The following is a 22,740-nucleotide window of genomic DNA, read 5'->3' as shown; positions in this document are numbered from 1 at the left end:
TTGTTTTACTGCGTATTAGCTTCAAGCGCCTTTTTAGCTTCTTTTTCCCTTCGCTTTTGTTCCCGCCGTTCCTGGCGAAGCTGCTTACGGCTTTTGACGGTATCAGTCAGGGCCGGTTCGATAGTGGGAGCATCAATACGGTCGGCAGGCTGGGCAGCCGGCTGGTCATTGTCGGGACGTTTCTCCTGTACATTATTCCTGCCCTTGAATAATTTCCGGAAGAAATTGCCGATGCCACCTGTGCCACCTTCGTCTTCGTCATCACCATCGATGTCAATCGGGTCGGTCATCAGGCTGTCGCCCTGAAATAGCGAATCCACCGCAATCACCGGTCTACGTAATCCTTCCCGTACCCGCACGTCGTAGAATCCATACGCGCCGGAGTCGGGAGCTGTTAAGCCGCGCCGGGCCATGATACGGCCAATCAGTTTAAAATAACCCCGCACATTGCGAACCTGAAGTCCACCACCAGGCACAAACCAGTTTAGTGCCGCTTTGGGACGGGGAACGACAAAGGCCAGAAAGATACTTTCGCCAAGGCTTAATTCGGCAGGCGTTTTGGCGAAATAATAGCGGGCAGCTTCGCCGATGCCATAAATGTTACGTCCCCACTCAATGATGTTCAGATAGACTTCATACATCCGTTCTTTCGGGACGATGTGCTGATTTTCGATCAGCCAGACAATCAAAATTTCTTCGACTTTGCGGGAGAGCGTCTTATTTCGATTCAGGAAGGCATTTTTTACCAATTGCATCGAAATGGTGCTGGCACCCCGCTTGAACGACTTTTCTTTGAAATTAGTCGCGATGGACACGCGGAAGGCTTTTTCATTGAAGCCCTTGTGTGTGAAGAAGTTATAATCTTCCGACGTTAATAACGCATTGCGCAGGTCGGGTGAAATCTGGTCCAGTGGGGTGTAATCCGGGTTTTTAGGGCCAACGATAATATCCCGAACAGGTTTGCCTTTCTCATAAGGCGTATACACGAACGGATGGTTGATGGCTGCAAAATCCGTTTTCCCCATCTTTAGCACCTTGAAGCCGTCAGACGTTAGACCAGAGTTGAATTTTACGGAATCGGGCAGGGCTGTGTCTAGCTGAAACGCCAGATCGTATTTAAGTTTACCGGCCACCTGCATACCTTCCAGCGACTCAAACAATCCTTGCGGAAACGAATTGAAAAGGGATTGGGCATCCATGAGGTCAGTATGGAGCTGCACCTCATAAAGCTTGGCCGGTGTGAGCGTATATTTCACGAAGGGCCGGGCGCTAACCGTGCCAAGATGTAGCGTTGAGGAACTATCAATACCAACAAAGTTTTCGCCTACAAACAGGTTCGCATCCATCGCTGCCCGCTGCACCAGTACGTCGGTGCGGGCAATGGCGGGGTGGTTAATACGTAGATTTCGCACCGAACCAGCCCCTTCAAGTCGAAATTCGCCACCCGAACGATCGACGTCTCGGAGTTCAGCCCGGAGCGTATCAACCTGTACTTTAAGGTTGTACTTTTTCTGGATGTAGGGCAGTTCAACGGGTTTGGGCCGTCCATTCTGATCTTCGGCATAAAGCGCCAGATCATATTCACGGTCGGCAGGATCGGCCGTGCCCGTTATGTGCCAGGTAGCCAGATTGCCATTTAACTTCAGTGTCGACGTAACTTGTTCATTCTTGATAAGCGCCGTTTGCGTAAGCAGGCTGATTGTGTCGTTGTCATCCATTCCCCGAAACTCCAGATTCTGAATATTGAGGTCATCGGGAATTTTGGATAATATGTTGTCAATCAGATTTTCCGTTACGTCTGACAAATCCGTGCGCCGATTGGTAGTTTCTGTTTCAGTACGTAGTGAATCGCTCTTTTTTCGATGAATCAGGAAGTCAATGTTGGTCAGCGAGTCTCGTTTGACAACCTGAATCAAGCCGTTTTCGAGCGTCATGCCCGACAGACCAACTTTGCCGGCCAGCAATGGCCAGAAGCGCACGGCTACCTCCACCCGCTGAATGCGTGCCAGGCTGTCACGATCGGCTGGAACGACCGAAATATCAGTAAACGCTACCGAACTTAGCCCCGTAAATTTGGCTGAACCGATGCGAACATCAAGATTATAATCGCGTTTTGCCTTGCGGATGGCCTTCGCGAGTGTCGTCTTTAGAAGAATTTCGCGTTTAGAATAGGCAATACCACCGCCCACCAGGGCTAGTAGAAATATACCCAAAAACACCCATCCAGTGATCCGGAGAGCTTTATGTTGACGTTCCGTCATGCTTAGTAACTAGTCTCGAAAGCGCAAAGATAGAGTTTTTGGGCGAAGGGCGAAGGGCAGAAGGCAAAGGGCATAAATTGCAGGTGTGCTATTTTACCCTACGCCCGTACTCCTCTGCCCCATGCCTAGAAGTCCAAATGACAATTCGTCCAGCCGTCGTCGAAACGAGTGCCAAACTGGCGATAGAAGCCAATGGCGGGCTCGTTCCAGTCGAGTACCTGCCACATCATACCTGTACACTGTGTTTCGTGAGCCATATCAATGGTAGCATCCAGAAGCAGTTTGCCGACACCGTATCCCCGGAATGCTTCCGTAACAATGATATCTTCCAGGTAGAGTCGTTTACCTTTCCAGGTTGAATAACGAAAAAAGTACAGGGCCATGCCCACAATTTTCTGACTATCGGAATCCTCGGCCATGATCATGCCGAAAAGGGGATTCGGGCCAAAGCCGTCAAGCGCCATTTGTTCGACTGTATTGGTAACCTGATCGGCTGCTCGTTCGTAAATAGCCAGTTCCATGACTAAATCGAAGGCTTCTGGTATGTCTTGAAGGGTTCCGGGACGAATTGAAATCATATCTGATGAATGGATAATGTGTAATGAAAAATGGTCATTGGCAGGAAATTAGTAGATAATTGTTCATTATTCATCATCCTTCACTATTATCTTCTGCCATTTAGAAAGTGCGGCCTGAAAATCATCGGGTAGTAATGAATCAAATTGGAGCCACTCCCGGGTGCGCGGATGAGAAAAGCCAAGCGATTTGGCATGCAGGGCCTGACGGGGGAGTAATTTAAAGGCGTTCTCGACAAAAGCTTTGTAGCTGCCTACGGAATTGCCGCGGAGAATCCGGTCGCCACCGTACATGGCATCGTTGAATAACGGATGACCAATGTGCTTGAAATGCGCCCGAATCTGGTGCGTACGACCCGTTTCCAGATTGCATTGCATGAGTGCTACGTAGCGCAGATCTTCCAGCATTTTGTAGTGCGTGACGGACCATTTTCCCCTGCTTTCATCGTCGTAAATCACCTGCACTTTACGATCTTTTACTGAGCGGCCAATGTAACCGGTAATGGTGGCATCGGGCGGGTTGGGAATTCCCCAGACGAGTGCATTATACGTACGTTCGATGGTGTGTTCGTAAAATTGCCGGGCCAGGTGCGTCATGGCGAACTCGGTTTTGGCAATCACCATAAGCCCGGATGTGTCTTTGTCAATTCGATGCACCAGCCCCGGTCTGATTTCGCCGTTGCGCGAGGTGGGTAAATTCTGGAAATGATACACCAGCGCATTCACCAGCGTACCGTCCCAATTGCCATGAGCGGGGTGAACGACCATACCTGCGGGCTTATTGATTACCAGCAAGTCGTCGTCCTCGAAGACAATATTCAACGGAATATTTTCGGGCTTTATGTCGGTCTCGCGGGGTGGGTGCGCCAGCGAAACCGTAATCACATCTGACGGCTTGATTTTGTAGCTGGCTTTGGTCGGCTTATCGTTCACCCGCACCGATTCGGCATCAATAGCTGCCTGAAGTTTAGTGCGGGTAGCGTTTTGTAGCCGATCCATCAGGAAGCGGTCAATCCGTAATAAGCTCTGGCCTTTATCCACCACAATGCGATGGTGTTCGTATAATTCCTCGTCCTCTGAAAATTCGTCTTCCGTTTCTGCCACTGTTTTTCTGCCAAAAACCTATCCCCTTTTGAAAATCGTATAGGTTTGTAATGAATCAACAAAAGTACGGATTATGAACGAACTTGACCGGCAGCTAGCCGAATTGATGGGTAATTCGCCGGTTCAATGGCTTGATAACCCATTCCCAGAAGCCGTACCAATCCGATTGTTTCTGAAACGGGATGATTTACTACATCCGCAGGTGTCAGGGAATAAGTGGCGGAAACTCAAATATAATCTTCTGGCTGCTCAGGATCAGGGTTTTACTAGGTTACTGACGTTTGGTGGAGCCTATTCTAATCACTTATTTGCAACGGCTGCGGCCGGAAAGTTATTTGGTTTTCAGACTATTGGTGTTATGCGGGGTGAAGAACTCGCTCTGTTACCCCGAAATCGAACATTGGCGTTCTGCGAGTCATGTGGTATGCACCTGCATTTTGTCTCCCGAAATGACTATCGGCAGAAAGACACGCCGGATTTTATCGCTGCTTTACGCACGAAATTCGGTCCTTGCTACGTCATACCCGAAGGTGGATCGAATGAGTTGGCCATTCAGGGTACGGCTGAAATCCTTCCCGAAATCATCAAACAGCTAGACTACGAACCTGACTACGTCTGTTGCCCGGTTGGCACGGGCGGTACGGTAAGTGGTCTGGCTCTTTCAGCAACTAACGAGACGCAAGTATTGGGATTTATGGCACTCAAAATCATTGAAGCAGCCAAATCTGAAAGATGGCTGCCCATAACTACGTATCATTTTGGTGGCTATGCCAAAACCACGCCCGATCTGATAAATTTTATCCGGGCGTTTGAGCAAAAAACGGGGGTACTTCTGGAGCAGGTTTATACCGGTAAAATGCTTTACGGTATTTACGACTTGGCCCGTAACGGCTACTTCCCCGAGGACGCGACGGTAGTGGCTGTTCATACGGGTGGGTTACAGGGTAGGAGTGAGGTGTTGGATACGTAGTGTTGAACGTAGTATCTGTCACTTTTAGGCCGCCTGTATTTTGGTAGTGAAAAATGATATAATTTGCCTGCCCTACAGGAGAAAACTATGGAAACGATTTTCACCACCGAACGTATCCGGCCGTTGTTGGCACGAGTTCGCGAATTTGTTGAAACAGAGTTAATTCCGCTGGAAGACGGTTTCTCGCACCAGAATCTTGGTGCGTTAATTCCGCTTCTCGATCAAAAACGCGAAAAAGTCAAAGCATCCGGTTTGTGGGGATTGCACCTGTCTGAAAAGGAGGGAGGACATGGTTTAACCCTTTGCGAATTCGGACAGATTAGCGAGGCATTGGCCCATGCGCCGTTCTTCGGTCACTACGTTTTTGGTTGTCAGGCGCCTGATATTGGCAATACGGAACTGCTTCACAAATTCGCGTCAGATGAGCTGAAGGAACGGTATCTGAAACCGCTGATGGCGGGTGAAATTCGCTCCTGTTTCTCAATGACCGAACCCGACTTTGCAGGCTCCAACCCAACCCGGATGAGTACGATGGCCGTCCGTGACCGGAACGCCGGCGCGGGAGATCACTACGTTATCAATGGCCGCAAATGGTTTACCTCCTCAGCCGATGGAGCTGCGTTTGCCGTGGTGATGGCGGTGACCAATCCCGATGCGGCACCGCACCAACGCGCCAGCATGATCATTGTCCCGACTGACACCCCCGGCTTTACCATCGAACGAAACATTCCCGTTTTTGGCGAAGCGGGCGAAGGCTGGTTTAGCCACGCCGAGGTAACCTATACCAATTGCCGGGTACCGGTTTCGAACGTCATTGCGGGCGAAGGCCTGGGTTTCCGGTTAGCGCAGGAGCGACTTGGACCGGGGCGGGTGCATCATTGCATGCGCTGGATTGGCAATGCCGAAAAGGCGATGGACCTTATGTGCAAACGGGCAGCTACACGCGAAATTGAAGACGGCGTGATGCTGGGCGAAAAGCAGTTTATTCAGGATTTCATTGCCGAAAGCCGCGCCGAGATTGACGCCTGTCGGCTCTACGTACTCAATACGGCCTACATGATCGACACGGTCGGCGTGAGCAACGTCCGTGATGCGGTGTCAGCCATTAAGTTCTACGTAGCAAATGCCTTTCTGCGCGTGCTGGACCGGGCAATTCAGGTGCACGGCGCACTTGGCGTTACGGACGATACAGTCCTGTCCGCTATGTATCGCCACGAACGCGGTGCCCGCATCTGGGATGGTGCCGATGAGGTGCACAAGCAAAATTTAGCGATCAGTATCCTGAAAAAATACGGCCTGGACGTCAAACAAAAAGCGCGCGAACTGCGCCAGTTCCGCCAAATGATGGCTGATCAGGCAGCGGTTGAATAAGATGTTGGGTCTATTATTCGTCTTACGTTTATTCTCTCGCCATAAGCTTGTCCAGCCGTTTAATCGATTGCACCATCGAACGTACTGTATGGTAATTGATTTTCCAGGAGTGGCTCATGTGCGTCCAGATTGGGACACCCTGCCGGGTCATGAGCGGCCACCATTCTCCCACGGGATGGTTCACCATTCTGTCCATCACAAAGCGGTGAACGGCTTCGTAGGCTTTCCAGTATGTATCGTCGCCGAAAAGTAGATAGGCATCCAGTAACCCGATGAGCATTTCGGCTTGCTGCCAGAACTCCTTTTCGCGGTCATAGACGACGCCACCGTGCGAACCTTCCACATACACACCGCCGTAGGCCCAGTCGATTCCGTACGTTAATGCGTGTGAAAGTGGTTTTTGCAGGTGAGAACGGTACGTTTCGGGGGGCGTTTCGAGTATGTCAAGCGCGTGGAGTAGCAGCCAGGCAAATTCGGCGTTATGGCCATAACTTGTATTGTCTTCGGCTTCCCGTTTAACACCATCTTCGGTGAAACGGTCCCACCCCCAGATAACGTCGAATTTAATCTGGGGTGCCACCCGCCAGTCGGCCCAGAATTGGGGAACGCCCGTTCCATAGGTGGGATGCATGATTTTGCCAACCAGCAAATCAATTACTTCCTGTAGTTTTCGGCGATGAATGGACTGTCCAGAGCACTCATACAACGTAGTGAACGCTTCCATCAAGTGCATATGAGCGTCGAGCGTTTTGCGATCTCCCCCCGCCGAACCCGGTCCTTTTAACGTCCAGTCACGATGAAACATCTCAAAATAGCCACCGTAACACGTATCAGACGTGTATTTCTGCAACAGATCGAACACTTTTTGCGCGTACTCAAGCCCGCGCGGATCACCGGTGGCGAGCGTATATTCGCTCAGGCAGTAAATCGCGAAACTTTGCCCATACACGATTTTCTGGTCGTCCAGCACCTCGCCTTTGCGGTTTGTCATCCAGTAAAAACCACCGTGTTCGTTATCCCACATCCGATCAATCAGATAATCGACGCCGTGACGGGCCAGATCGGCCAGGGCACCATCACCATAACCCGCGCGGTGCGCCGACGCATAGGTATAAATCGAGCGGGTTTGGGCAATGAGCGATTTTTCATCTTCGCCCGAGTCCTCGCCGAATTGATCAAAATGGGTAATGTAGCCGCCATGAGCCTGATCGGCGGTACGGGTCATCCAAAAAGGGAGTAATTCCTGCGTGAGGTGCGTGTGTAGTTCCTGGCGATGCTGTTCGAGGATTTCGTTAGTCATGAGCGACGTAGGTATGGTGCAGATCAAGGATTTCGGATAGGCTGGCGGTTCCGGTCTGGGCGAGTTTCTGGATCGTAACGGCAGCCGCCAGATTGGCAATCTCCAACGCCTGTACAGACGTAGCCCCAGCCCCTAAACAAGCCGACCAGGTAGCTACAACCGTATCGCCTGCGCCAACCGTATCGAGTTCGCCCTGTAGCGACAAGCCTTCAACGGTTTGAGTTTCGTATTCATCCAGATAAAAAATTCCCGCATGACCGCGGGTAATCAGCAGGGGAGTATCGCTACATTCCCGAAAGGCATTCGCTTGCTCAACGCACCAGTCGAGGTCAGGCTCAGTGGGAACCGGAATACCCAGAAAGTGCCCTAGCTCGGCCGTGTTTACTTTCAACGTAGCTCCTCGGACGTGCCTACCAACGTCGCGCATATCGGCCACAACCTGAACCGCTGGGAAACGTGCAATCAATTCATTCAGGTTGTTCAATCGATTTTCGGGGAGTAGGGGATTCGGGAACTGCTGATTGATAATCAATACGTCCAGATCTCTCAGCGCTTGTTCCAGACCGATGAGCAGGTTTGCAAAAAGCGCATCAGATAGTGTATTGCCTGTGCCAAAATCAATCCGATTTGCTTCCTGGCCCGCCTGATTCGGCTTGGCGTACACACAGGTGTCCCAGTCATAATCAACAACGTGCAGGTGTTGGGTATTCACGCCCAGCGAGTTGAATAAATACTGCATTTCCCGGCCAAACAGGTCATTGCCAATACATCCCAGCACCTGGATTTGGGAAATGCCCAAGGCTACCAGATTCTGCACTACGTTCCCGGCGGCTCCCAACGAAGCGCGAGGGTGGCTTCCCCAAAACACATCCAGGTGAGTTTCCAGCGACCGCTCACCCGTTTCGGTTTGCAGGTCAAAATAGAGGTCTACAGCAAAATCGCCAATAACGCCAATTCTGACATCGGCAAATCGTTGAAAGAGAGTTTTGATTTCAGAACGTGTCATGTAGGCAACGTAGTGGTTTGCTTCCGTGATTCGGAGACTGGATTAGCGCTACTGTTAAAGCCAATCGATACGTTCTTATTACTCAATTGTTGCCTAAAATCATTTTTTGAAATGAACCTTTGATTCGTAGGTAAGAGTTGACCAAAGCTATCTTTTAGTCTTATCTTTAACGATTCTCACGTATGAAAAATAAGCACTGGATGCTGGGTTTGCTTGCGCTCTCGATGTCAGTCGTTACTTGTCGAGTTGCCCAGAAATCGTCCCCCGGTATTGGGCAGGAAACCGCTCAACGTAACATGGCACAGGCCGATACTGTCCCCGCTTTTACCGCAAATCCTTCGCCGGTTCAGTTAAGTCCGGAGCAGAGCCTGAAATCATTCCGGGTACCCAAAGGGTATCATATGGAACTGGTAGCCAGCGATCCAATGATTAAAGAACCGGTGGCTATTGCCTGGGATGGGAACGCTAAAATGTATGTGGCCGAGATGGACACGTATATGCAGGACGTGGATGGCTCCAATGAGCATGATCCTGTGAGCCGGGTTATGCTGCTCGAAGACACCAACGGGGACGGGAAGATGGACAAGAGTTCGGTCTTTATCGATAAGCTCCTTCTGCCCCGCATGATTCTATGCGTCGACCATGAATTGCTGGTGAATGAGACCGATACATATGATATCTACAGTTATAAAGACACGAATGGAGACGGCGTAGCCGATACTAAAAAAGCTGTTTATCAGGTTGGTAAAAAATCGCCCGGTAACCTCGAACACCAGCGTAGCGGGCTGGACTGGAACCTCGATAACTGGATTTACGTAACGGTTGACCCAGTTCGGTTTCGGTATAAAAATGGCCAGTTAAAGGTCGATTCGATGCCCAGCGGCTCGAACGGGCAATGGGGGTTAACGCACGATAATTACGGTCGTTTATTTTTCTCCAGAGCAGGTGGTGAAATTCCGGCATCGGGTTTTCAGATAAATCCGGTGTACGGTGGTCTTGAGTTTCCCGATCAGTATAACGAGGAATTTAATGCCGTCTGGCCAATTATAAAAACGCCTGACATTCAGGGCGGTCTGAACCGGTTACGACTTGCCGACAGTACGCTGAATCACTTTACGGCCAGCAATGGGCAATCCATTTTTCGGGGCGACAAACTCCCGTCTGATCTGATTGGCGATTACCTGATTGGTGAGCCTGTTGCTCGGATTATCCGACGCGCTAAAGTCATCAATACGAACGGAAAATTGCGGCTGGAGAATGCCTACAAACAACAGGAGTTCATTGCCTCGACCGATATGAATTTCCGGCCTGTTAATACGTATACCGGCCCGGATGGTTGTTTGTACATCGTCGATATGAACCGGGGCATCATTCAGGAGTCGCAATGGACGCCCAAAGGCAGTTACCTCCGGCCACAGATTCAGCGGCTGGGCCTGGACAAAAACGTGCAGCACGGACGAATTTACCGATTAGTACACGATGGCATGAAGCCCGGACAGATGCCACACATGCTCGATGAACCGAGTGCTAAACTGGTTACGTACCTGGATCATCCGAACGGCTGGTGGCGCGATAATGCCCAAAAGCAGCTCGTTATTCTGGGCGATCAATCGGTTGTTCCGGTGCTGAAACAGATTGCTTTGGGGCAACAGGGATCGCTGCCTAAGAAACCTTCGGCTCTCGGTCGACTTCATGCATTATGGACGCTGGAAGGGCTGGACGCCATAGATAAAGACATGGTAATTGCGGCCCTGAAAGACGAAGATCCGCAGGTTCGGCGATCGGCGGTCTGGATTGGGGAACGCTACGTAAAAGCAGATGATGAGCCAGTGATCGACAGGTTTCGGGAATTGAAAGATGATCCGAATTATGATGTGCGCACGCAACTCGTTCTATCGTTACATGCCAGCAAATCAGCTACCGCAAAAGCACTGACGGACGAGCTTTTAGGACAGAATGCGACTAATGAAATGTTGGCCAGTGCTCAGAAAAGCCTCTTGAAAAACGACGACGTCAAGACGTATGGGTTGCGTCTTGGCCGTCTTGAAGCGGCTGATCGGAATAGTGTTATAGCCGGGGCCAATACGTTCAAAACACTCTGTGCTACGTGTCACGGCCCCGATGGGAAAGGCCTGGCCGTTGGCGGAAGCAGCATGGTAGCTCCCCCGTTGTTCGGCTCAAAACGTATCGTTGGTGAGAGAGATGCGCTGATCAGAATTCTGCTTCATGGGTTGTCTGGGCCGGTTGATGATAAATCGTACCCGGATGTGATGCCATCCATGAGTGCCAATGACGATGCGTGGATAGCCTCCGTTCTGAGTTATATCCGCTATGAATTTGGCTATACCGGCAATTTCCCACCTAGTCCGCCACCGCCCGGCCCCCGTCCTGCTGGCATACCGCAAGAAGTGTTAAAACGACGAAACTTCAAACCCTTTGTGAAAGCCGAAGAGGTGAAAAAAATACGGGAAGAAACCTCAGGACGTACTAAAGCGTGGACGTTATCGGAACTTGAAAAAACAAGTGATTAAGCATTCGTGAGATTATATAAGAGTTTATCATTCTGACGAAGGAGGAATGTTTGGTAGGGCAAAAAAGCCATTATCCGAAGATTCCTCCTTCGTCGGAATGATAAATAAATCAATCCCAGTACCAACTTAATGACCGCTTCCGATGCTCCCCGTCCCGTTCGTGCGGGAGAAGAACTTGATCTGACTCGTCTGAATGCATATTTGTACGAACAGGCTCCTGATATGGGGTTAGTGCTGGATGTCCGACAGTTTTCGGGCGGCTTCTCGAACCTGACGTACTGGCTCAAAACGGCTACCGGAGAGTATGTGCTACGTCGGCCACCGGCTGGCGCGAATATCAAAGGTGGGCATGATATGGGCCGCGAATTTCGGGTATTATCGCTGCTCAAAGGGCATTACGATAAGATACCTGAACCCGTCGTTTATTGCGAATCGACCGGTGTATTGGGTGTGCCGTTCTATATAATGGAGCGGGTGCCAGGCATTATTTTGAGGGCGCCCATGGCACCAACGCTGAATCTGGCACCTGCTTTAATGCGTCAACTAGCTGAGGCATTAGTTGATAACCTGGTTGCCATTCATGGGTTAGATATTCATACCAGTGGAATGATTCAGTTGGGGAAACCGGAGGGCTACGTTCTGCGACAGGTTGAAGGCTGGAACAAGCGCTACCGAATGGCCGAAACGGATAAAATTCCGGCAATGGACCATGTTGGCGACTGGCTGCAGCAAAACTATCCTGCCGGACAGGCTCCGGCTTTTCTGCACAACGATTACAAATTCGACAACGTATTGCTGGCTCCTGACCCAACCACCGGAGAGCCGACACCGGTTATCAAAGGGGTGTTGGATTGGGAGATGGCAACGGTGGGCGATCCGCTTATGGATTTGGGCGCAACGCTGGCCTATTGGTCGGAAGCGACAGACAGTCCGGCTTACAGAAACTTTAATTTGACCTGGCTTTCCGGGAATTTAACCCGGCAGGAAGTGGTGAATCGTTATGCCGAACGTAGTAGTCGCGACTTGAGTAATATTCTATATTACTACGTGTTCGGTCTCTATAAAAACGCCGTGATTGCTCAACAGATTTATGCCCGATGGAAGCTGGGACATAGTCAGGATGCCCGCTTTGGCCATCTGTTGCCGATGATTATTGAGCTAGCCAACAAAGCGGCTTCGTCTATAGAAAGTGGAAAGATTTAATAGCTATTCCCGGCTTCGGTTCAGATGAACCTTGACCGTGTCTATACGGGTACCGTCCATGGAAACAATGGTGAAGGTAAAGGGCGAAAATTCAATAACCTCGCCAACCGCAGGAACATCTTCATGTGTCTCCAGGATCAAGCCACCAAGCGTATCATAATCTCCCTTTGGTATATTCCAGCCGTACGTTATGTTCAGATCGTCAATCTCATGACGGGCGCTCAGCAGCCAGGTTGTTTCGTCCAGTTGTTGTTCAACCCAGTCTTCGTTTGTATCATACTCATCCTGAATCTCCCCGAAAATCTTTTCAACCATGTCTTCCACACTCACGATGCCCGCCGTACCGCCAAATTCATCCACGACCAAGGCCAGGCTCTTGCGCTCGGACAGAAAACGCAGCAGCAAATCCTGAGCGGGCATGGTTTCGGGAACGGTAATAATTGGCGTAATTATTTCCTCGACGGTGGCCGGTTTTTTGAACAGGGCAAGCGCGTGGCAATAGCCGATAACATCGTCGATGGTATCCCGGTACACAACGATTTTGGAATGACCGCTGTCCTGAAATGCCTGCCGTAGTTCTTCAACGGTATCATCTACTTCAATGGCCGTAATTTCCGTTCTGGGTACTAAACAATCGCGAACCCGCACGTCGCGAAACTCAATGGCGTTGTTGAAAATCTGCGTATCAACCTCGACTTCCTTCTCTTTTGTATCTGATTTCTGATTCAGTTGCTGGAGGTAATGATTGAGATCTGTCAGGCCGAAAACCGGTCGAATTTCAGGATTTCGTTTGCCTAATACGTAGCGGATGAAGAAGCGGGCTATACCAACCAGCATTCGAACGACGGGCGCAATGGTCTTGTAAATAACCCAAAGCGGAACGGCCAGTGCTTCCAGAAACCGGTCGGGGTGAATAAGGGCCAGGCTTTTGGGAATATAATCGGCCAGGGGCAGAAAAATGACCGTCAGAATCAGGGTTTCGAGGGCAATAAATACCGATTCATACCCGGCCCAATTGTCTGGTAATAGGGCAATTAGCAGAGGGTTCAGGACGGTTACACCAAAAACGGTATAAAGAACCAGAAACAGCGTGTTTCCGGTCAGTGTTGTACCGACAAATAGAATCGGATTCTTGAGAAAACCGGATACTAATTTTTCGCTTAGTGGTCCTTGTTTGCTGTGAAGTTCAAAATAGAGCCGGTTGACTGATACGTAGGCCATCTCGACGGCAGAGAAAAAGCCAGCCAGAACAAGGGCAAGTAAGGCACCGAATAAAAGGACGTATGGTTCCAAATAGGTTTATGGTTTACGGTATTTAGCTTATGGTATTCGGTACCTGCAACGCGTGTTATTAACCGAATACCGTAAACCTATTTTTTCTTTTTCTTCCGATTTTCCACCATTTGCTTGATGGTGGGCGAGATGGCTTTTTCGCGTTCGAGACGTTTATTGCGAACATACTGAAACGCCAGCAGAAAAGCCAGACATAGCATTAATAGCCAATAGCTATCCATGAACGTAGTGCGCTGGTATTCGGCAATCCAGAGAATCAGAAATCCGGCCGCAGCCGCCAGAAGAAGCGTTTCAGAAAGTTTCATTTTTTGTCTAAACTAGAACGCCAGACCGGCTCCGAAGTCGGTCTGGCGAAGTATTGAGCGTATTTGTTATAGCTACCAGAAGATGCTTATGTTCAGGCAGCTCTGTAAAAACTAGGCTACGCTTTTATCTCTCATTTTTCTGAATTCCCGATACCGGCGAATGGTGGCAATGGCAAAACCAAGCACCACAATCAGCGTACCGATCCAGAGAATGTTAATGAGTGGTTTTTCAAACGCTTTCATGACGATATAATCACGCTGTGTTCGATTGACAGCGAACGTAAATTTTCCCGTTCGAGGGTCAATTTCATTCAGCTGAATTCGAACACCCAGTTCATCGCTCAATTCCGCCGGATGGGCTACCATGCGGTTTTTGATGACGAAAGCCGGGTTAAGAATATGCTCGCCGTTTTTGTCAAGTACACGAACCTTCGCCCGAACAGCCGCGTCGCCCGGCCCAACTTCCACGCCTTCCACCTCATTTGTCCGTACTACGTCGTCCAGAATCGCTACGTAGTCATTCAGAAAAAAAGTGTCTTTAATGGCTACAGAAAACGTTTCGGTTTTCTCCCACTGTGTTTCAGCCGATGGGTCGGGGGCCGTGGCGATGTAGGTATACACATCACGAGGCATCGAATGGCTAATGTCGGGGGACAGCACTACGCCCATGCGCTTGTTAACCTGAATCCGCGGATAGAGGGTGAAAATCTGACCGCTAGGCTCCCGGTATTCGACTGCGTAATGCACATTTTCTGGATAGAGCGCCAGCGTGTCGCCTTTCTTGAAATACACCTTACCGTTCTGCTCGATGTCGCGCTGGGCAACGCCGTGAAAATCGCCTTCAATTACATCTACGTTTTCACGGGCTGTATAGCCCGGCATGCCCCGGACCTCAATGTACTGACCTCGATAGGTCAATTGGTATTTGTCCATCCGCTCCGGTTGATTGAGCCAGAGCAGGACGTTCTCTTTATTTTCTTTATTGTTGTTCTTCGTGAAATCGTCGCCTTTTGAAATCATCAAGCCGCTGTTATTTAGGGAAATAACCCGCGAATAACCCGATGAATACAGAATGCCAATCAGCATGAGCGCCATGCCTAAGTGCGCAATTGCGCCCCCCGACAGCCGGTAATTACCCCGAATGATGCCCAGCAAGATTGTCCCATTTGTTATCAGCGCAAAAACTGACGCGACTAACAAGACCATGTAAACCGGATTCTTGATACCCCCAAAGGCAATGATAGCCGCACTTGCGAGGAGAGTAATAATGCCGGGCGTAATGAGCGCATCCCATTTTTTGTTCTCGATTTTGCGCCACCACATAAACTGCCCAAGGCCCGTCAGCAACGCAATAGCGGCAAAGAACCAGGTCTGGAATTTGCCAAAATGAGCCATGGCGTCAGTCGGCATGGCCAGGTTTGACACTTTGCCAAATGATTCCAGAATCTTGTTATAAACGGGAATAGAGGTTGTGGCAATGACCTGAAAAGCAGCCAGACACAAGATCGTAGCCCCGATAAACAACCAGAATTCTTTGGTATACACCGAAGCCTCTTCTTCATCGCTCGGAATATATTTCCACTTGACGGTGGCCAGCAATACCGCTAAAACGACAAACGCCAACAGGTACACCAGCAACTGACCTGATAAGCCCAAGTCCGTGAACGAGTGAACCGAAGCATTGCCCAGAATACCGCTACGTGTCAGGAAAGTTGAATAAAGGATTAGCAGGAACGTGCTGATAGACAGAATAATAGCCGCCTTCAATCCAGTTGAACTACGCTTGGCGATTAGCATTGTGTGTAGGGCGCCAACCATTACCAGCCAGGGAACATATACGGCGTTCTCGACGGGGTCCCAGTTCCAGTAGCCACCAAAATTAAGGGTTTCGTAAGCCCAGTAGCCGCCCATCATGATGCCGATACCGAGTACCATCGCTCCGAAGAGCGTCCAGGGTAAGGCGGGACGAATCCATTCGTACGGTTGGTTACGCCATAAACCCGCCACGCAGTAGGCAAAAGGCACCAGCGTTAAGGCGAAACCCAGAAACAAGGTTGGTGGGTGAATGACCATCCAGTAGTTCTGGAGCAAGGGATTCAGACCGTTGCCATCCTGAGGTACGAAGTTTGGATCAGCGGTAAAGATTGGCGCGTCGGGCATGGCTTCGGTCAACAACAAAAAAGGCGACGAGCCCAGTTTGAAGGTGTCACCGAAAACAACGCCCAGAATCATGGATGCGAGAAAAGCCTGTACAAGCGCAAAAACTGCCATCATGGGCGCTTCCCACTGCTTCCCACTGGTACGTATCAGAATGGCTCCTAATAAAGCATTCCAGAAAAGCCAGAGCAGAAACGAGCCTTCCTGACCTTCCCAGAAACACGAAATCATGTACTGCACCGGCAACGCCCGCGACGAATGGCTCCAGGCGTAATGATATTCGAAGTAGTGATTGTAAACGATATAAAACAGTGATGCGACCACGCCAACTACGGCTGCTCCATGCAGGTAGAACGCCCAGCGTGCCAGCGTACGCCAGTCGTCGCGGGCAGGTGGTTCAACCGTTTCGACAGTGGCTTTAGCTTTACGTTTCGTCGTCTTGCCACCAAAACTCGATTCACCTGCATAGGCTAACTGGGGTTCCTCAACCGCCACTGCCTGAACCTGGCTAGTTCGACCCAGGGCCGACAAAAAATAAGCGACCGTTGCAACGAGGGCTGTAACGAACGACAGGATAACAAAAAAGTGGCCGAGTTGCCCGACTGTGGTATGTATCATTGACTAATTATTCTATCGTATTCTGAGTGAGAGCCTATCCAAAACCAATATAATTCGTTGTCTTCACGTATGGCCAACGCACGGAAATGATCACCTACACGAGCAGCCCACAAATTATCTTTGCCACTTATTTCTTTAAAATGTAGTGAAGGATGCAGTGGATCAGCTTTTAAAAGGTCGAAATTCTTATCAGCTAATTCTTGAATTGCCTCAGATAAACTGTAATAACGTTTCCAGAATTTTGTTGTTGTGTGGTGATTCATAAGGGCTTTGTATTGCCCTTACGAATTTCTTCTCTTGCTTCACTCAACAAATTATCTAATCGACCTGCTTTCGCGTCGGATTCTATTTGCTTATCCCATCGGTCATTAAAAAAGTCAAAAAGGCGGGTTACTAGACCGTCCAATTCGTCGACAGGCAATTCTTTAGCGGCCTTTTCTATATCCTGTACACTCATAATTGGGCGGTTTTGGCTTCGTGTTCGGTCGTTTCCAGCTTACCGTCCTGGTATTTGGATGGACATTTCAGCAGAATCTTGTTGCACTGAAAGTGATCGCCCTGCATGGCACCGATGATTACGATCTGCTCCGACCGTTCGAAATCCTGTGGCTTGGGACTGTTATAAACGACCTTCTGGGCGTGGCTGTCATTGTCCACCAGCGTGAATTCAAAGTGGTTTGGATCAATTGCCGGGTTATAGAGCATGTCCGTAATCCGACCTTTTGCATCTTTCTGCACCTTACCAACGACGTGAATCATTTTGTCGTCGCCATCTTTAGCAAGCTCGGTTGCCTGCTTAAACGTAACGTACGAACTGGCATCACCCGCTGTTGACACGATAATACCAATGGCCAGGGCAATGACGACAATACCTAAAATGTGAGAGATTTTCATGGTTTAGCAATCAGCGGTTAGAGAAATGGAAAAACAGGCCTAACCAACGTCCTGTGTTTTATGTTTTGTCTGATTCTTAACTTCTTTTTCGAGTTTTCCAATCTGACTATCAAGCCGGATGAGGTAAATAATAATACCCGCAAACACGGCTGCAATAACAGCGACGACCACCCAGATTTTGCCATCGGCCCTTAACTGGTCGGCCATTTCAACCCCATTGGAAACCGGCTGTTGAGCCATAAGTGTATGACTGAGTAGAACAAGAGCCGCTAGCGGAAATTTAAGAAAAGAAGGCAGTCTCATTTAAGTAGATGAAAGTACAAAATTAACGCAAAAACAGGGTGAATCATTCCGGGAGTAAGGCATGAGTTTAGTCATCCAATACAATTTTTAACCGACGAACACGAACGCGTAATTCGGTGATCCAAACACCCAATAAAGTGAAGCCGATAACAGCCGGATAGAAGACCATCCGCATCTGACTGTTCATATCGTATTTGCCAAAAGCCGGATTGCCGCCATTACCTGGATGTAATGAGTCAGTTAAGCGCGGCACAATGAAAATAAGCGGAACGAACACCGCAAAAGCGAAGATGTTGTAGACAGCCGAAATACGGGCGCGTCGTTGCTCGTCGTCGAACGAACCGCGTAGAATCAGGTAGGCAAGGTACATCAGCATTCCCACGGCCACGCTATTTAGCTTTGGATCGTTTGGCCAGGGTTCGCCCCAGGTGAAGTTGGCCCATAGAGAGCCTGTTGCACAACCCAGAAGACCAAAAAGAATGGCGGTATTGGCAAATTCAACGGCCACTACGTCGTCACCGATACGGCCGTTGCGAAGGTATTTAATGGAAAAAATGGCTGAGGTTAACAGCAAAATGATCATACCAAACCACAGTGGGACGTGAAAGTACACATTCCGAATACTCTCATTCAGAATGGGTTGGCGCGGTACTACGCCCATTAGTCCCTGTAACATTACGTAAGTTAAAATCAAGACCGAAAGGGCCTTCCACCAGTTTTTTGTCATACTATAACGCGGATCTCTTGTCCGCTATTCGTTTATGTTGTGGGCGGACAAGAGGTCCGCGTTACTTAACTCCGCCATAAAAACGGAAAGAGCAGCCATGATAACGTCAAGACAATGGCGTCAATGGCGAGAACTGTTCCCATCTCGTCCCAGCTTACACTTCGGTCGAGCCCATCGAGTGCGTTTTTTGAGATTTTCAACAACATCAGCAACAACGGCAGAATGATCGGAAAACTTAGAACGGCCATCAAGGTCGCTGGATTTTCAGCTTTGCTGGCAATGCCTGACACCAGCGTTAGGGAAGCCGCAAACCCAATCGCTCCCAGCACCAATGTCAACAGGTATAACGGTACATCGTTAACGGGATTTCCCAACACAAAGGCATACACACTAAAGCCTAACAAAGCCAGCACGAGCATCAAAGCAGTATTGTACAGGATTTTTGAGATAATGATCTGCTGTGGGCTGGCCAGCGTGTAATAGTACAACTGCCGGCCGGCACGTTCCTGCACAAAACTTTTAGCGATGGCGTTAATGGCTGTAAACAGCAGAATAATCCAAAATAACGTATTCCAGACAATGGGCGTTAACTGACCACGGCGGGCGTTGAAACTCAGGTAACACACAAATACTGCCCCAACGATGTACAACAGCATGCCATTGAGCGCGTAGCGTTGCCGCCACTCCAGCAGAAACTCTTTCCGCATCAACGCCCCCATCTGTCGTACTGATTCTGCCATGCTCTGTCTTTTAATTCTGCAAATTTACAGTGCAATGCCGACGTGAAAAAGAAATAGTTTTGCGTTCTGTTCATCCACAAGGCTATGCCTTTTTCTGGATTTGGACGGCTTCCTGGTTTAATTGATGGATTATTCGACTATTCTGACCCTCTGCGGTTTTTCTTTACTTGCCGGTTTTATTGATGCAATTATTGGTGGGGGCGGCCTGATTCAGACACCTGCCATTCTCTTTACACTGCCACAATACCCCGTTCCGACGCTGCTTGGTTCCACCAAAATCCCTTCCCTGTCGGGGAGCCTGATGGGCGCGTTTCAATACAGCCGACACGTAGCAGTTGTTGGGAAATTCATTGCGCCCATGATGGTGATGGCATTTGGTGCGTCGTGGTTAGGTTCCTGGACGCTTACGCGCGTGCCTAACAGCTTTATGAAACCCTTTGCGCTGGTCATTCTCATTGCGGTATTTATTTATACGTTGACCAAAAAAGATTTCGGGCAGGCAACCAGTCAATACGTATCAGCGCGTCAGCAGCGAATACGGATGTGGACGATGGGGGTAGGGATCGGATTTTACGATGGCTTTTTCGGGCCGGGAACGGGTAGCTTCCTTGTACTCGGGTTTATCGCGCTTATAGGTTTTGATTTTCTTAAGGCGAGTGCTCATGCTAAGCTGGTTAATGCCGCCACCAATCTGGCCAGCACGTTATTTTTCATAAGCGAAGGCAAAGTCCTTTATGCGGTAGCCTTCCCAATGGCTGTGGCCAATCTTTCTGGCGCGTTTCTGGGCGCACGACTGGCTATTTTGAAGGGCAACCGCTTTATCCGGGTTTTCTTTCTGCTGGTTATTGCCACCACGATTCTGCGGTTTGCATGGGATTTAGTACAGTAAATTTGCATACACAAACTTTCAGTTGTAATCTTGCGTTAATTAAATTGAATCTAAATAAACGCAGTAACCGTAACGAATTTTGGCACTCAGTACTAGTAACAAGCGTAGCGTGGCTGACTTACAGATTGGTGAACGGGCTACTATTCAGTCGTTCAGCGATCAGTTAATGTCGCTTAAACTCCTCGAAATGGGCTGCCTGCCAGGCGCTGAGGTATGTTTGTTTAGCAGAGCTCCACTTGGTGATCCGATTTGCCTGAATGTGGCGGGCTATTGCCTGGCGATGCGAAAGTCTGAAGCGTCAACGATTCTGATTGATAATTAAGCGTTTATGATTTATGGTTGAAGGCAACCGTAAAGCGTAAACCGTAAACTGCCTTGAAATCATCTCCTATAATTGCCCTCGTTGGCAACCCGAATGCCGGTAAATCCTCACTGTTCAATCAACTAACGGGGCTGCGTCAGAAGACGGGTAATTTCCCCGGCGTTACGGTTGATAAGAAATCGGGAACGTGGCCGATTGATTCCCTAACGGTTGCGACGGTTGTTGATCTACCCGGAATCTATTCGATTTATCCCAAGTCTTTAGACGAACAACTCGTTACCGATATTCTGGCTAATCCATCTCATCCAGACTATCCTGACGTAACCATAGTGGTTGTCGATGCCGCGAACCTCCATCGAAATCTCTTGCTTTTCACACAGGTCGCCGATCTTGGTGTACCAGTCATACTAGCCCTGAACATGCTTGATGTAGCTCATCAGCAATTGAAGGAAGTTAACGCCGTGCGGTTGGCGATGCGGTTAGGTGTACCCGTGGTGCGAATTAATGCCCGCGCCGGAGAAGGCTTGGAACAGCTTAAAAAGGCGGTTGTCAGTCAGATTCAATCACCAACGCTGTCGACTAACTTGTTCTTTGACCCAGCTAAAGAAGCCGCTGGCCTTATTACGGATACCAAGACTCAGTATCAACTCGACAATAACTACCTCGCACTTCAATACGTTATTCAGCACGACGGATTCACGTTCCTGAATCGTCAGCAACGGCTTGATCTGGATGCGATTATTGATAAACATAAATTTAGCGAACCAACTTTCCAGGCAGATGAAACCATTGCCCGCTACAAATACATTGCGACCGTTGTAGAGGAGGTTGTTGTTGATAAGCGCCCGACTGGACAACCAACATGGAGCCAGAAACTTGATAAGGTATTGCTTCATCCAATTTGGGGCTATGCCATTTTTGGGTTCGTATTGCTGCTGATTTTTCAGGCCATTTTTGCATGGGCGCAACCGTTTATGGATGCGATTGATACGGGCGTTGCCTGGTTGAACGGGCAGTTAAAAGAAAGCCTGCCCGCTGGTCCTCTGACAAACTTGTTGACGGATGGAATTCTTGCTGGAATAGGCGGTATTCTCGTTTTTATTCCGCAGATCGCGTTCCTGTTTTTGCTGGTTGGTTTGCTTGAAGAATCTGGGTATATGTCGCGGGTAATGGTCATCATGGACCGTATCATGCGAAAGTTTGGGCTCAATGGACGTAGTGTTGTGCCCCTTATTTCGGGGGTAGCGTGTGCTGTGCCAGCTATCATGGCCACTCGTAGTATTGGTACCCGACGCGACCGGCTCATAACCATACTGGTAACCCCGCTCATGAGTTGTTCAGCCCGTTTGCCCATCTATACTATTCTGATCGCCTTAGTCGTACCGAGCCAGCGCGTTCTGGGCGTATTTAATTTGCAGGGACTGGCGCTGATGGGCCTTTATTTACTTGGCCTGATCAGTGCGTTAATGGCGGCTTATATCCTGAAGCTTGTTCTGCGGACGAAAGAGCGCGGTTTTTTTATTATGGAATTGCCAACGTTCAAGCTACCTCGATGGAACCACGTAGCACTGACAGTTTGGGAAAGCGTTCGGGCATTCGTCTGGGAAGCTGGACGGGTGATTCTGGCAATTTCGATTGTGCTGTGGGTACTGGCCAGCTACGGCCCCGGCAATGACATGGATCAGGCCGAAACCAGGATTCGGCAGGAATCAACGACGCTTACGTCTGAAGATTTAGAAAACCGCGTCGCATCCGAACGGCTCGAATCGTCTTATGCCGGGCAGTTTGGCCACTTTATTGAACCGGTAATCCGGCCACTTGGCTACGACTGGAAAATTGGCATCGCACTGCTCAGTTCATTTGCTGCCCGTGAGGTATTTGTCGGCACGATGTCCACGATCTATAGCATTGGCGCCGGGGCCGACGACGAAAACGTTACTATTCGCGAACGACTTCGGCAGGAGAAGAATCCAGCGACAGGCGGGCCAATGTACACACCCGCCCTGGCCTGGTCGCTCCTGATTTTTTACGTGTTTGCGATGATGTGTATGAGTACCTTAGCAGCTACGCAACGCGAAACTAAAAGCTGGAAGTGGCCTGCTGTTCAGCTAGTCTACATGATGACGCTGGCTTACGTGGCAGCTTTTGCTACGTATCAGTTTATGAAATAA

General features: G+C 49.4%; 21 protein-coding genes. 7 read left to right on the top strand and 14 right to left on the bottom strand.

Translation table 11 applies throughout. The annotated features are described in order from the left end of the window. Positions 1-5: 5 nt before the first annotated feature. The 3 genes from BM202_RS04975 to BM202_RS04965 form a co-directional block, all read right to left on the bottom strand. Positions 6-2,261 (bottom strand): transglycosylase domain-containing protein, encoded by a 2,256-nt coding sequence (locus BM202_RS04975; protein WP_093823497.1) that lies wholly within the window; start codon positions 2,259-2,261, stop codon positions 6-8. Between the two features lie 125 nt (positions 2,262-2,386). Continuing rightward, a complete protein-coding gene (locus BM202_RS04970) occupies positions 2,387-2,839 on the bottom strand; it encodes a GNAT family N-acetyltransferase (protein ID WP_093823495.1) in 453 nt (150 codons plus the stop codon). A gap of 66 nt (positions 2,840-2,905) precedes the next feature. Further along, entirely contained in the window at positions 2,906-3,940 is a 1,035-nt protein-coding gene (locus tag BM202_RS04965; protein ID WP_093823493.1) for an RluA family pseudouridine synthase, read from the bottom strand. 73 nt (positions 3,941-4,013) lie between these two features. Here BM202_RS04965 and BM202_RS04960 point away from each other — a divergent pair, with 73 nt between their 5' ends. Together BM202_RS04960 and BM202_RS04955 are read left to right on the top strand one after the other, a co-directional pair. Continuing rightward, complete coding sequence (locus tag BM202_RS04960; RefSeq protein WP_093823490.1) at positions 4,014-4,910, top strand: 1-aminocyclopropane-1-carboxylate deaminase/D-cysteine desulfhydrase; 897 nt, start codon at positions 4,014-4,016, stop codon at positions 4,908-4,910. An 87-nt stretch (positions 4,911-4,997) separates the two neighbouring features. Beyond that, the gene (locus BM202_RS04955) at positions 4,998-6,281 is read left to right on the top strand and encodes an acyl-CoA dehydrogenase family protein (RefSeq protein ID WP_093823489.1); all 1,284 of its coding nucleotides are present in this window, start codon (positions 4,998-5,000) and stop codon (positions 6,279-6,281) included. Positions 6,282-6,309: 28 nt separating this feature from the next. Here the strand turns inward: BM202_RS04955 and BM202_RS04950 are convergent, their stop codons facing one another. Together BM202_RS04950 and BM202_RS04945 are read right to left on the bottom strand one after the other, a co-directional pair. Continuing rightward, the gene (locus BM202_RS04950) at positions 6,310-7,581 is read right to left on the bottom strand and encodes an AGE family epimerase/isomerase (RefSeq protein ID WP_093823487.1); all 1,272 of its coding nucleotides are present in this window, start codon (positions 7,579-7,581) and stop codon (positions 6,310-6,312) included. Beyond that, positions 7,574-8,587 carry a bifunctional heptose 7-phosphate kinase/heptose 1-phosphate adenyltransferase gene (locus BM202_RS04945; RefSeq protein ID WP_093823485.1) on the bottom strand — a complete coding sequence of 338 codons (1,014 nt, stop codon included), beginning with the start codon at positions 8,585-8,587 and terminating at the stop codon, positions 7,574-7,576. The genes BM202_RS04950 and BM202_RS04945 overlap by 8 nt, the downstream gene beginning before the upstream one ends. A 182-nt stretch (positions 8,588-8,769) precedes the next feature. Here BM202_RS04945 and BM202_RS04940 point away from each other — a divergent pair, with 182 nt between their 5' ends. Together BM202_RS04940 and BM202_RS04935 are read left to right on the top strand one after the other, a co-directional pair. After that, positions 8,770-11,118: a DUF7133 domain-containing protein gene (locus BM202_RS04940; RefSeq protein WP_093823483.1), complete on the top strand. Its 2,349-nt coding sequence runs from the start codon at positions 8,770-8,772 to the stop codon at positions 11,116-11,118. Positions 11,119-11,247: 129 nt separating this feature from the next. Continuing rightward, positions 11,248-12,321: a phosphotransferase family protein gene (locus BM202_RS04935; protein ID WP_093823481.1), complete on the top strand. Its 1,074-nt coding sequence runs from the start codon at positions 11,248-11,250 to the stop codon at positions 12,319-12,321. 3 nt (positions 12,322-12,324) lie between these two features. Here the strand turns inward: BM202_RS04935 and BM202_RS04930 are convergent, their stop codons facing one another. The 9 genes from BM202_RS04930 to BM202_RS04890 all read right to left on the bottom strand — a co-directional run bounded on the left by BM202_RS04930 (position 12,325) and on the right by BM202_RS04890 (position 19,358). After that, positions 12,325-13,614 carry a hemolysin family protein gene (locus BM202_RS04930; RefSeq protein WP_093823479.1) on the bottom strand — a complete coding sequence of 430 codons (1,290 nt, stop codon included), beginning with the start codon at positions 13,612-13,614 and terminating at the stop codon, positions 12,325-12,327. A 77-nt stretch (positions 13,615-13,691) separates the two neighbouring features. After that, entirely contained in the window at positions 13,692-13,919 is a 228-nt protein-coding gene (locus tag BM202_RS04925; RefSeq protein WP_093823477.1) for a hypothetical protein, read from the bottom strand. A 111-nt stretch (positions 13,920-14,030) separates the two neighbouring features. After that, entirely contained in the window at positions 14,031-16,694 is a 2,664-nt protein-coding gene (gene ccsA, locus BM202_RS04920) for a cytochrome c biogenesis protein CcsA (protein ID WP_093823475.1), read from the bottom strand. Continuing rightward, entirely contained in the window at positions 16,691-16,957 is a 267-nt protein-coding gene (locus BM202_RS04915) for a ParE family toxin-like protein (protein WP_093823473.1), read from the bottom strand. Before BM202_RS04915 ends, ccsA (BM202_RS04920) begins: the two co-directional genes overlap by 4 nt. Beyond that, positions 16,954-17,151: a hypothetical protein gene (locus BM202_RS04910; RefSeq protein ID WP_093823471.1), complete on the bottom strand. Its 198-nt coding sequence runs from the start codon at positions 17,149-17,151 to the stop codon at positions 16,954-16,956. The genes BM202_RS04915 and BM202_RS04910 overlap by 4 nt, the downstream gene beginning before the upstream one ends. After that, positions 17,148-17,588 carry a cytochrome c maturation protein CcmE domain-containing protein gene (locus BM202_RS04905; RefSeq protein WP_093823469.1) on the bottom strand — a complete coding sequence of 147 codons (441 nt, stop codon included), beginning with the start codon at positions 17,586-17,588 and terminating at the stop codon, positions 17,148-17,150. Before BM202_RS04905 ends, BM202_RS04910 begins: the two co-directional genes overlap by 4 nt. A 39-nt stretch (positions 17,589-17,627) precedes the next feature. After that, on the bottom strand, positions 17,628-17,891 hold the full coding sequence (locus BM202_RS04900) for a CcmD family protein (RefSeq protein ID WP_093823467.1): 264 nt from the start codon (positions 17,889-17,891) through the stop codon (positions 17,628-17,630). A 67-nt stretch (positions 17,892-17,958) separates the two neighbouring features. Then, positions 17,959-18,618: a cytochrome c biogenesis protein gene (gene ccsA / locus BM202_RS04895; protein ID WP_093823465.1), complete on the bottom strand. Its 660-nt coding sequence runs from the start codon at positions 18,616-18,618 to the stop codon at positions 17,959-17,961. Between the two features lie 65 nt (positions 18,619-18,683). Beyond that, positions 18,684-19,358, bottom strand: coding sequence for a heme exporter protein CcmB (locus BM202_RS04890; RefSeq protein WP_093823463.1), 675 nt, complete (start codon positions 19,356-19,358; stop codon positions 18,684-18,686). A gap of 124 nt (positions 19,359-19,482) precedes the next feature. Between BM202_RS04890 and BM202_RS04885 the strand changes: the two genes are divergently transcribed. The 3 genes from BM202_RS04885 to feoB all read left to right on the top strand — a co-directional run bounded on the left by BM202_RS04885 (position 19,483) and on the right by feoB (position 22,740). Beyond that, on the top strand, positions 19,483-20,247 hold the full coding sequence (locus BM202_RS04885) for a sulfite exporter TauE/SafE family protein (RefSeq protein ID WP_093823461.1): 765 nt from the start codon (positions 19,483-19,485) through the stop codon (positions 20,245-20,247). Between the two features lie 79 nt (positions 20,248-20,326). After that, positions 20,327-20,569 (top strand): FeoA family protein, encoded by a 243-nt coding sequence (locus BM202_RS04880; protein WP_093823460.1) that lies wholly within the window; start codon positions 20,327-20,329, stop codon positions 20,567-20,569. 53 nt (positions 20,570-20,622) lie between these two features. Continuing rightward, the gene (feoB, locus tag BM202_RS04875; RefSeq protein WP_093823458.1) at positions 20,623-22,740 is read left to right on the top strand and encodes a ferrous iron transport protein B; all 2,118 of its coding nucleotides are present in this window, start codon (positions 20,623-20,625) and stop codon (positions 22,738-22,740) included.

It is taken from the genome of Spirosoma endophyticum (assembly GCF_900112365.1).
Lineage (GTDB): Bacteria > Bacteroidota > Bacteroidia > Cytophagales > Spirosomataceae > Spirosoma > Spirosoma endophyticum.
This window is presented reverse-complemented; position numbering and strand designations above follow the sequence as displayed.

Bases quoted from the DNA above. Each gene is read 5' to 3' on its own strand.
- ccsA (WP_093823475.1), bottom strand. From the start codon at position 16,694: ATGATACATACCACAGTCGGGCAACTCGGCCACTTTTTTGTTATCCTG.
- BM202_RS04925 (WP_093823477.1), bottom strand. From the start codon at position 13,919: ATGAAACTTTCTGAAACGCTTCTTCTGGCGGCTGCGGCCGGATTTCTG.
- BM202_RS04970 (WP_093823495.1), bottom strand. From the start codon at position 2,839: ATGATTTCAATTCGTCCCGGAACCCTTCAAGACATACCAGAAGCCTTC.
- BM202_RS04910 (WP_093823471.1), bottom strand. From the start codon at position 17,151: ATGAGTGTACAGGATATAGAAAAGGCCGCTAAAGAATTGCCTGTCGAC.
- BM202_RS04935 (WP_093823481.1), top strand. From the start codon at position 11,248: ATGACCGCTTCCGATGCTCCCCGTCCCGTTCGTGCGGGAGAAGAACTT.
- BM202_RS04905 (WP_093823469.1), bottom strand. From the start codon at position 17,588: ATGAAAATCTCTCACATTTTAGGTATTGTCGTCATTGCCCTGGCCATT.
- BM202_RS04900 (WP_093823467.1), bottom strand. From the start codon at position 17,891: ATGAGACTGCCTTCTTTTCTTAAATTTCCGCTAGCGGCTCTTGTTCTA.
- BM202_RS04940 (WP_093823483.1), top strand. From the start codon at position 8,770: ATGAAAAATAAGCACTGGATGCTGGGTTTGCTTGCGCTCTCGATGTCA.
- BM202_RS04950 (WP_093823487.1), bottom strand. From the start codon at position 7,581: ATGACTAACGAAATCCTCGAACAGCATCGCCAGGAACTACACACGCAC.
- BM202_RS04960 (WP_093823490.1), top strand. From the start codon at position 4,014: ATGAACGAACTTGACCGGCAGCTAGCCGAATTGATGGGTAATTCGCCG.
- BM202_RS04945 (WP_093823485.1), bottom strand. From the start codon at position 8,587: ATGACACGTTCTGAAATCAAAACTCTCTTTCAACGATTTGCCGATGTC.
- BM202_RS04975 (WP_093823497.1), bottom strand. From the start codon at position 2,261: ATGACGGAACGTCAACATAAAGCTCTCCGGATCACTGGATGGGTGTTT.
- BM202_RS04885 (WP_093823461.1), top strand. From the start codon at position 19,483: ATGGATTATTCGACTATTCTGACCCTCTGCGGTTTTTCTTTACTTGCC.
- BM202_RS04890 (WP_093823463.1), bottom strand. From the start codon at position 19,358: ATGGCAGAATCAGTACGACAGATGGGGGCGTTGATGCGGAAAGAGTTT.
- BM202_RS04915 (WP_093823473.1), bottom strand. From the start codon at position 16,957: ATGAATCACCACACAACAACAAAATTCTGGAAACGTTATTACAGTTTA.
- ccsA (WP_093823465.1), bottom strand. From the start codon at position 18,618: ATGACAAAAAACTGGTGGAAGGCCCTTTCGGTCTTGATTTTAACTTAC.
- BM202_RS04955 (WP_093823489.1), top strand. From the start codon at position 4,998: ATGGAAACGATTTTCACCACCGAACGTATCCGGCCGTTGTTGGCACGA.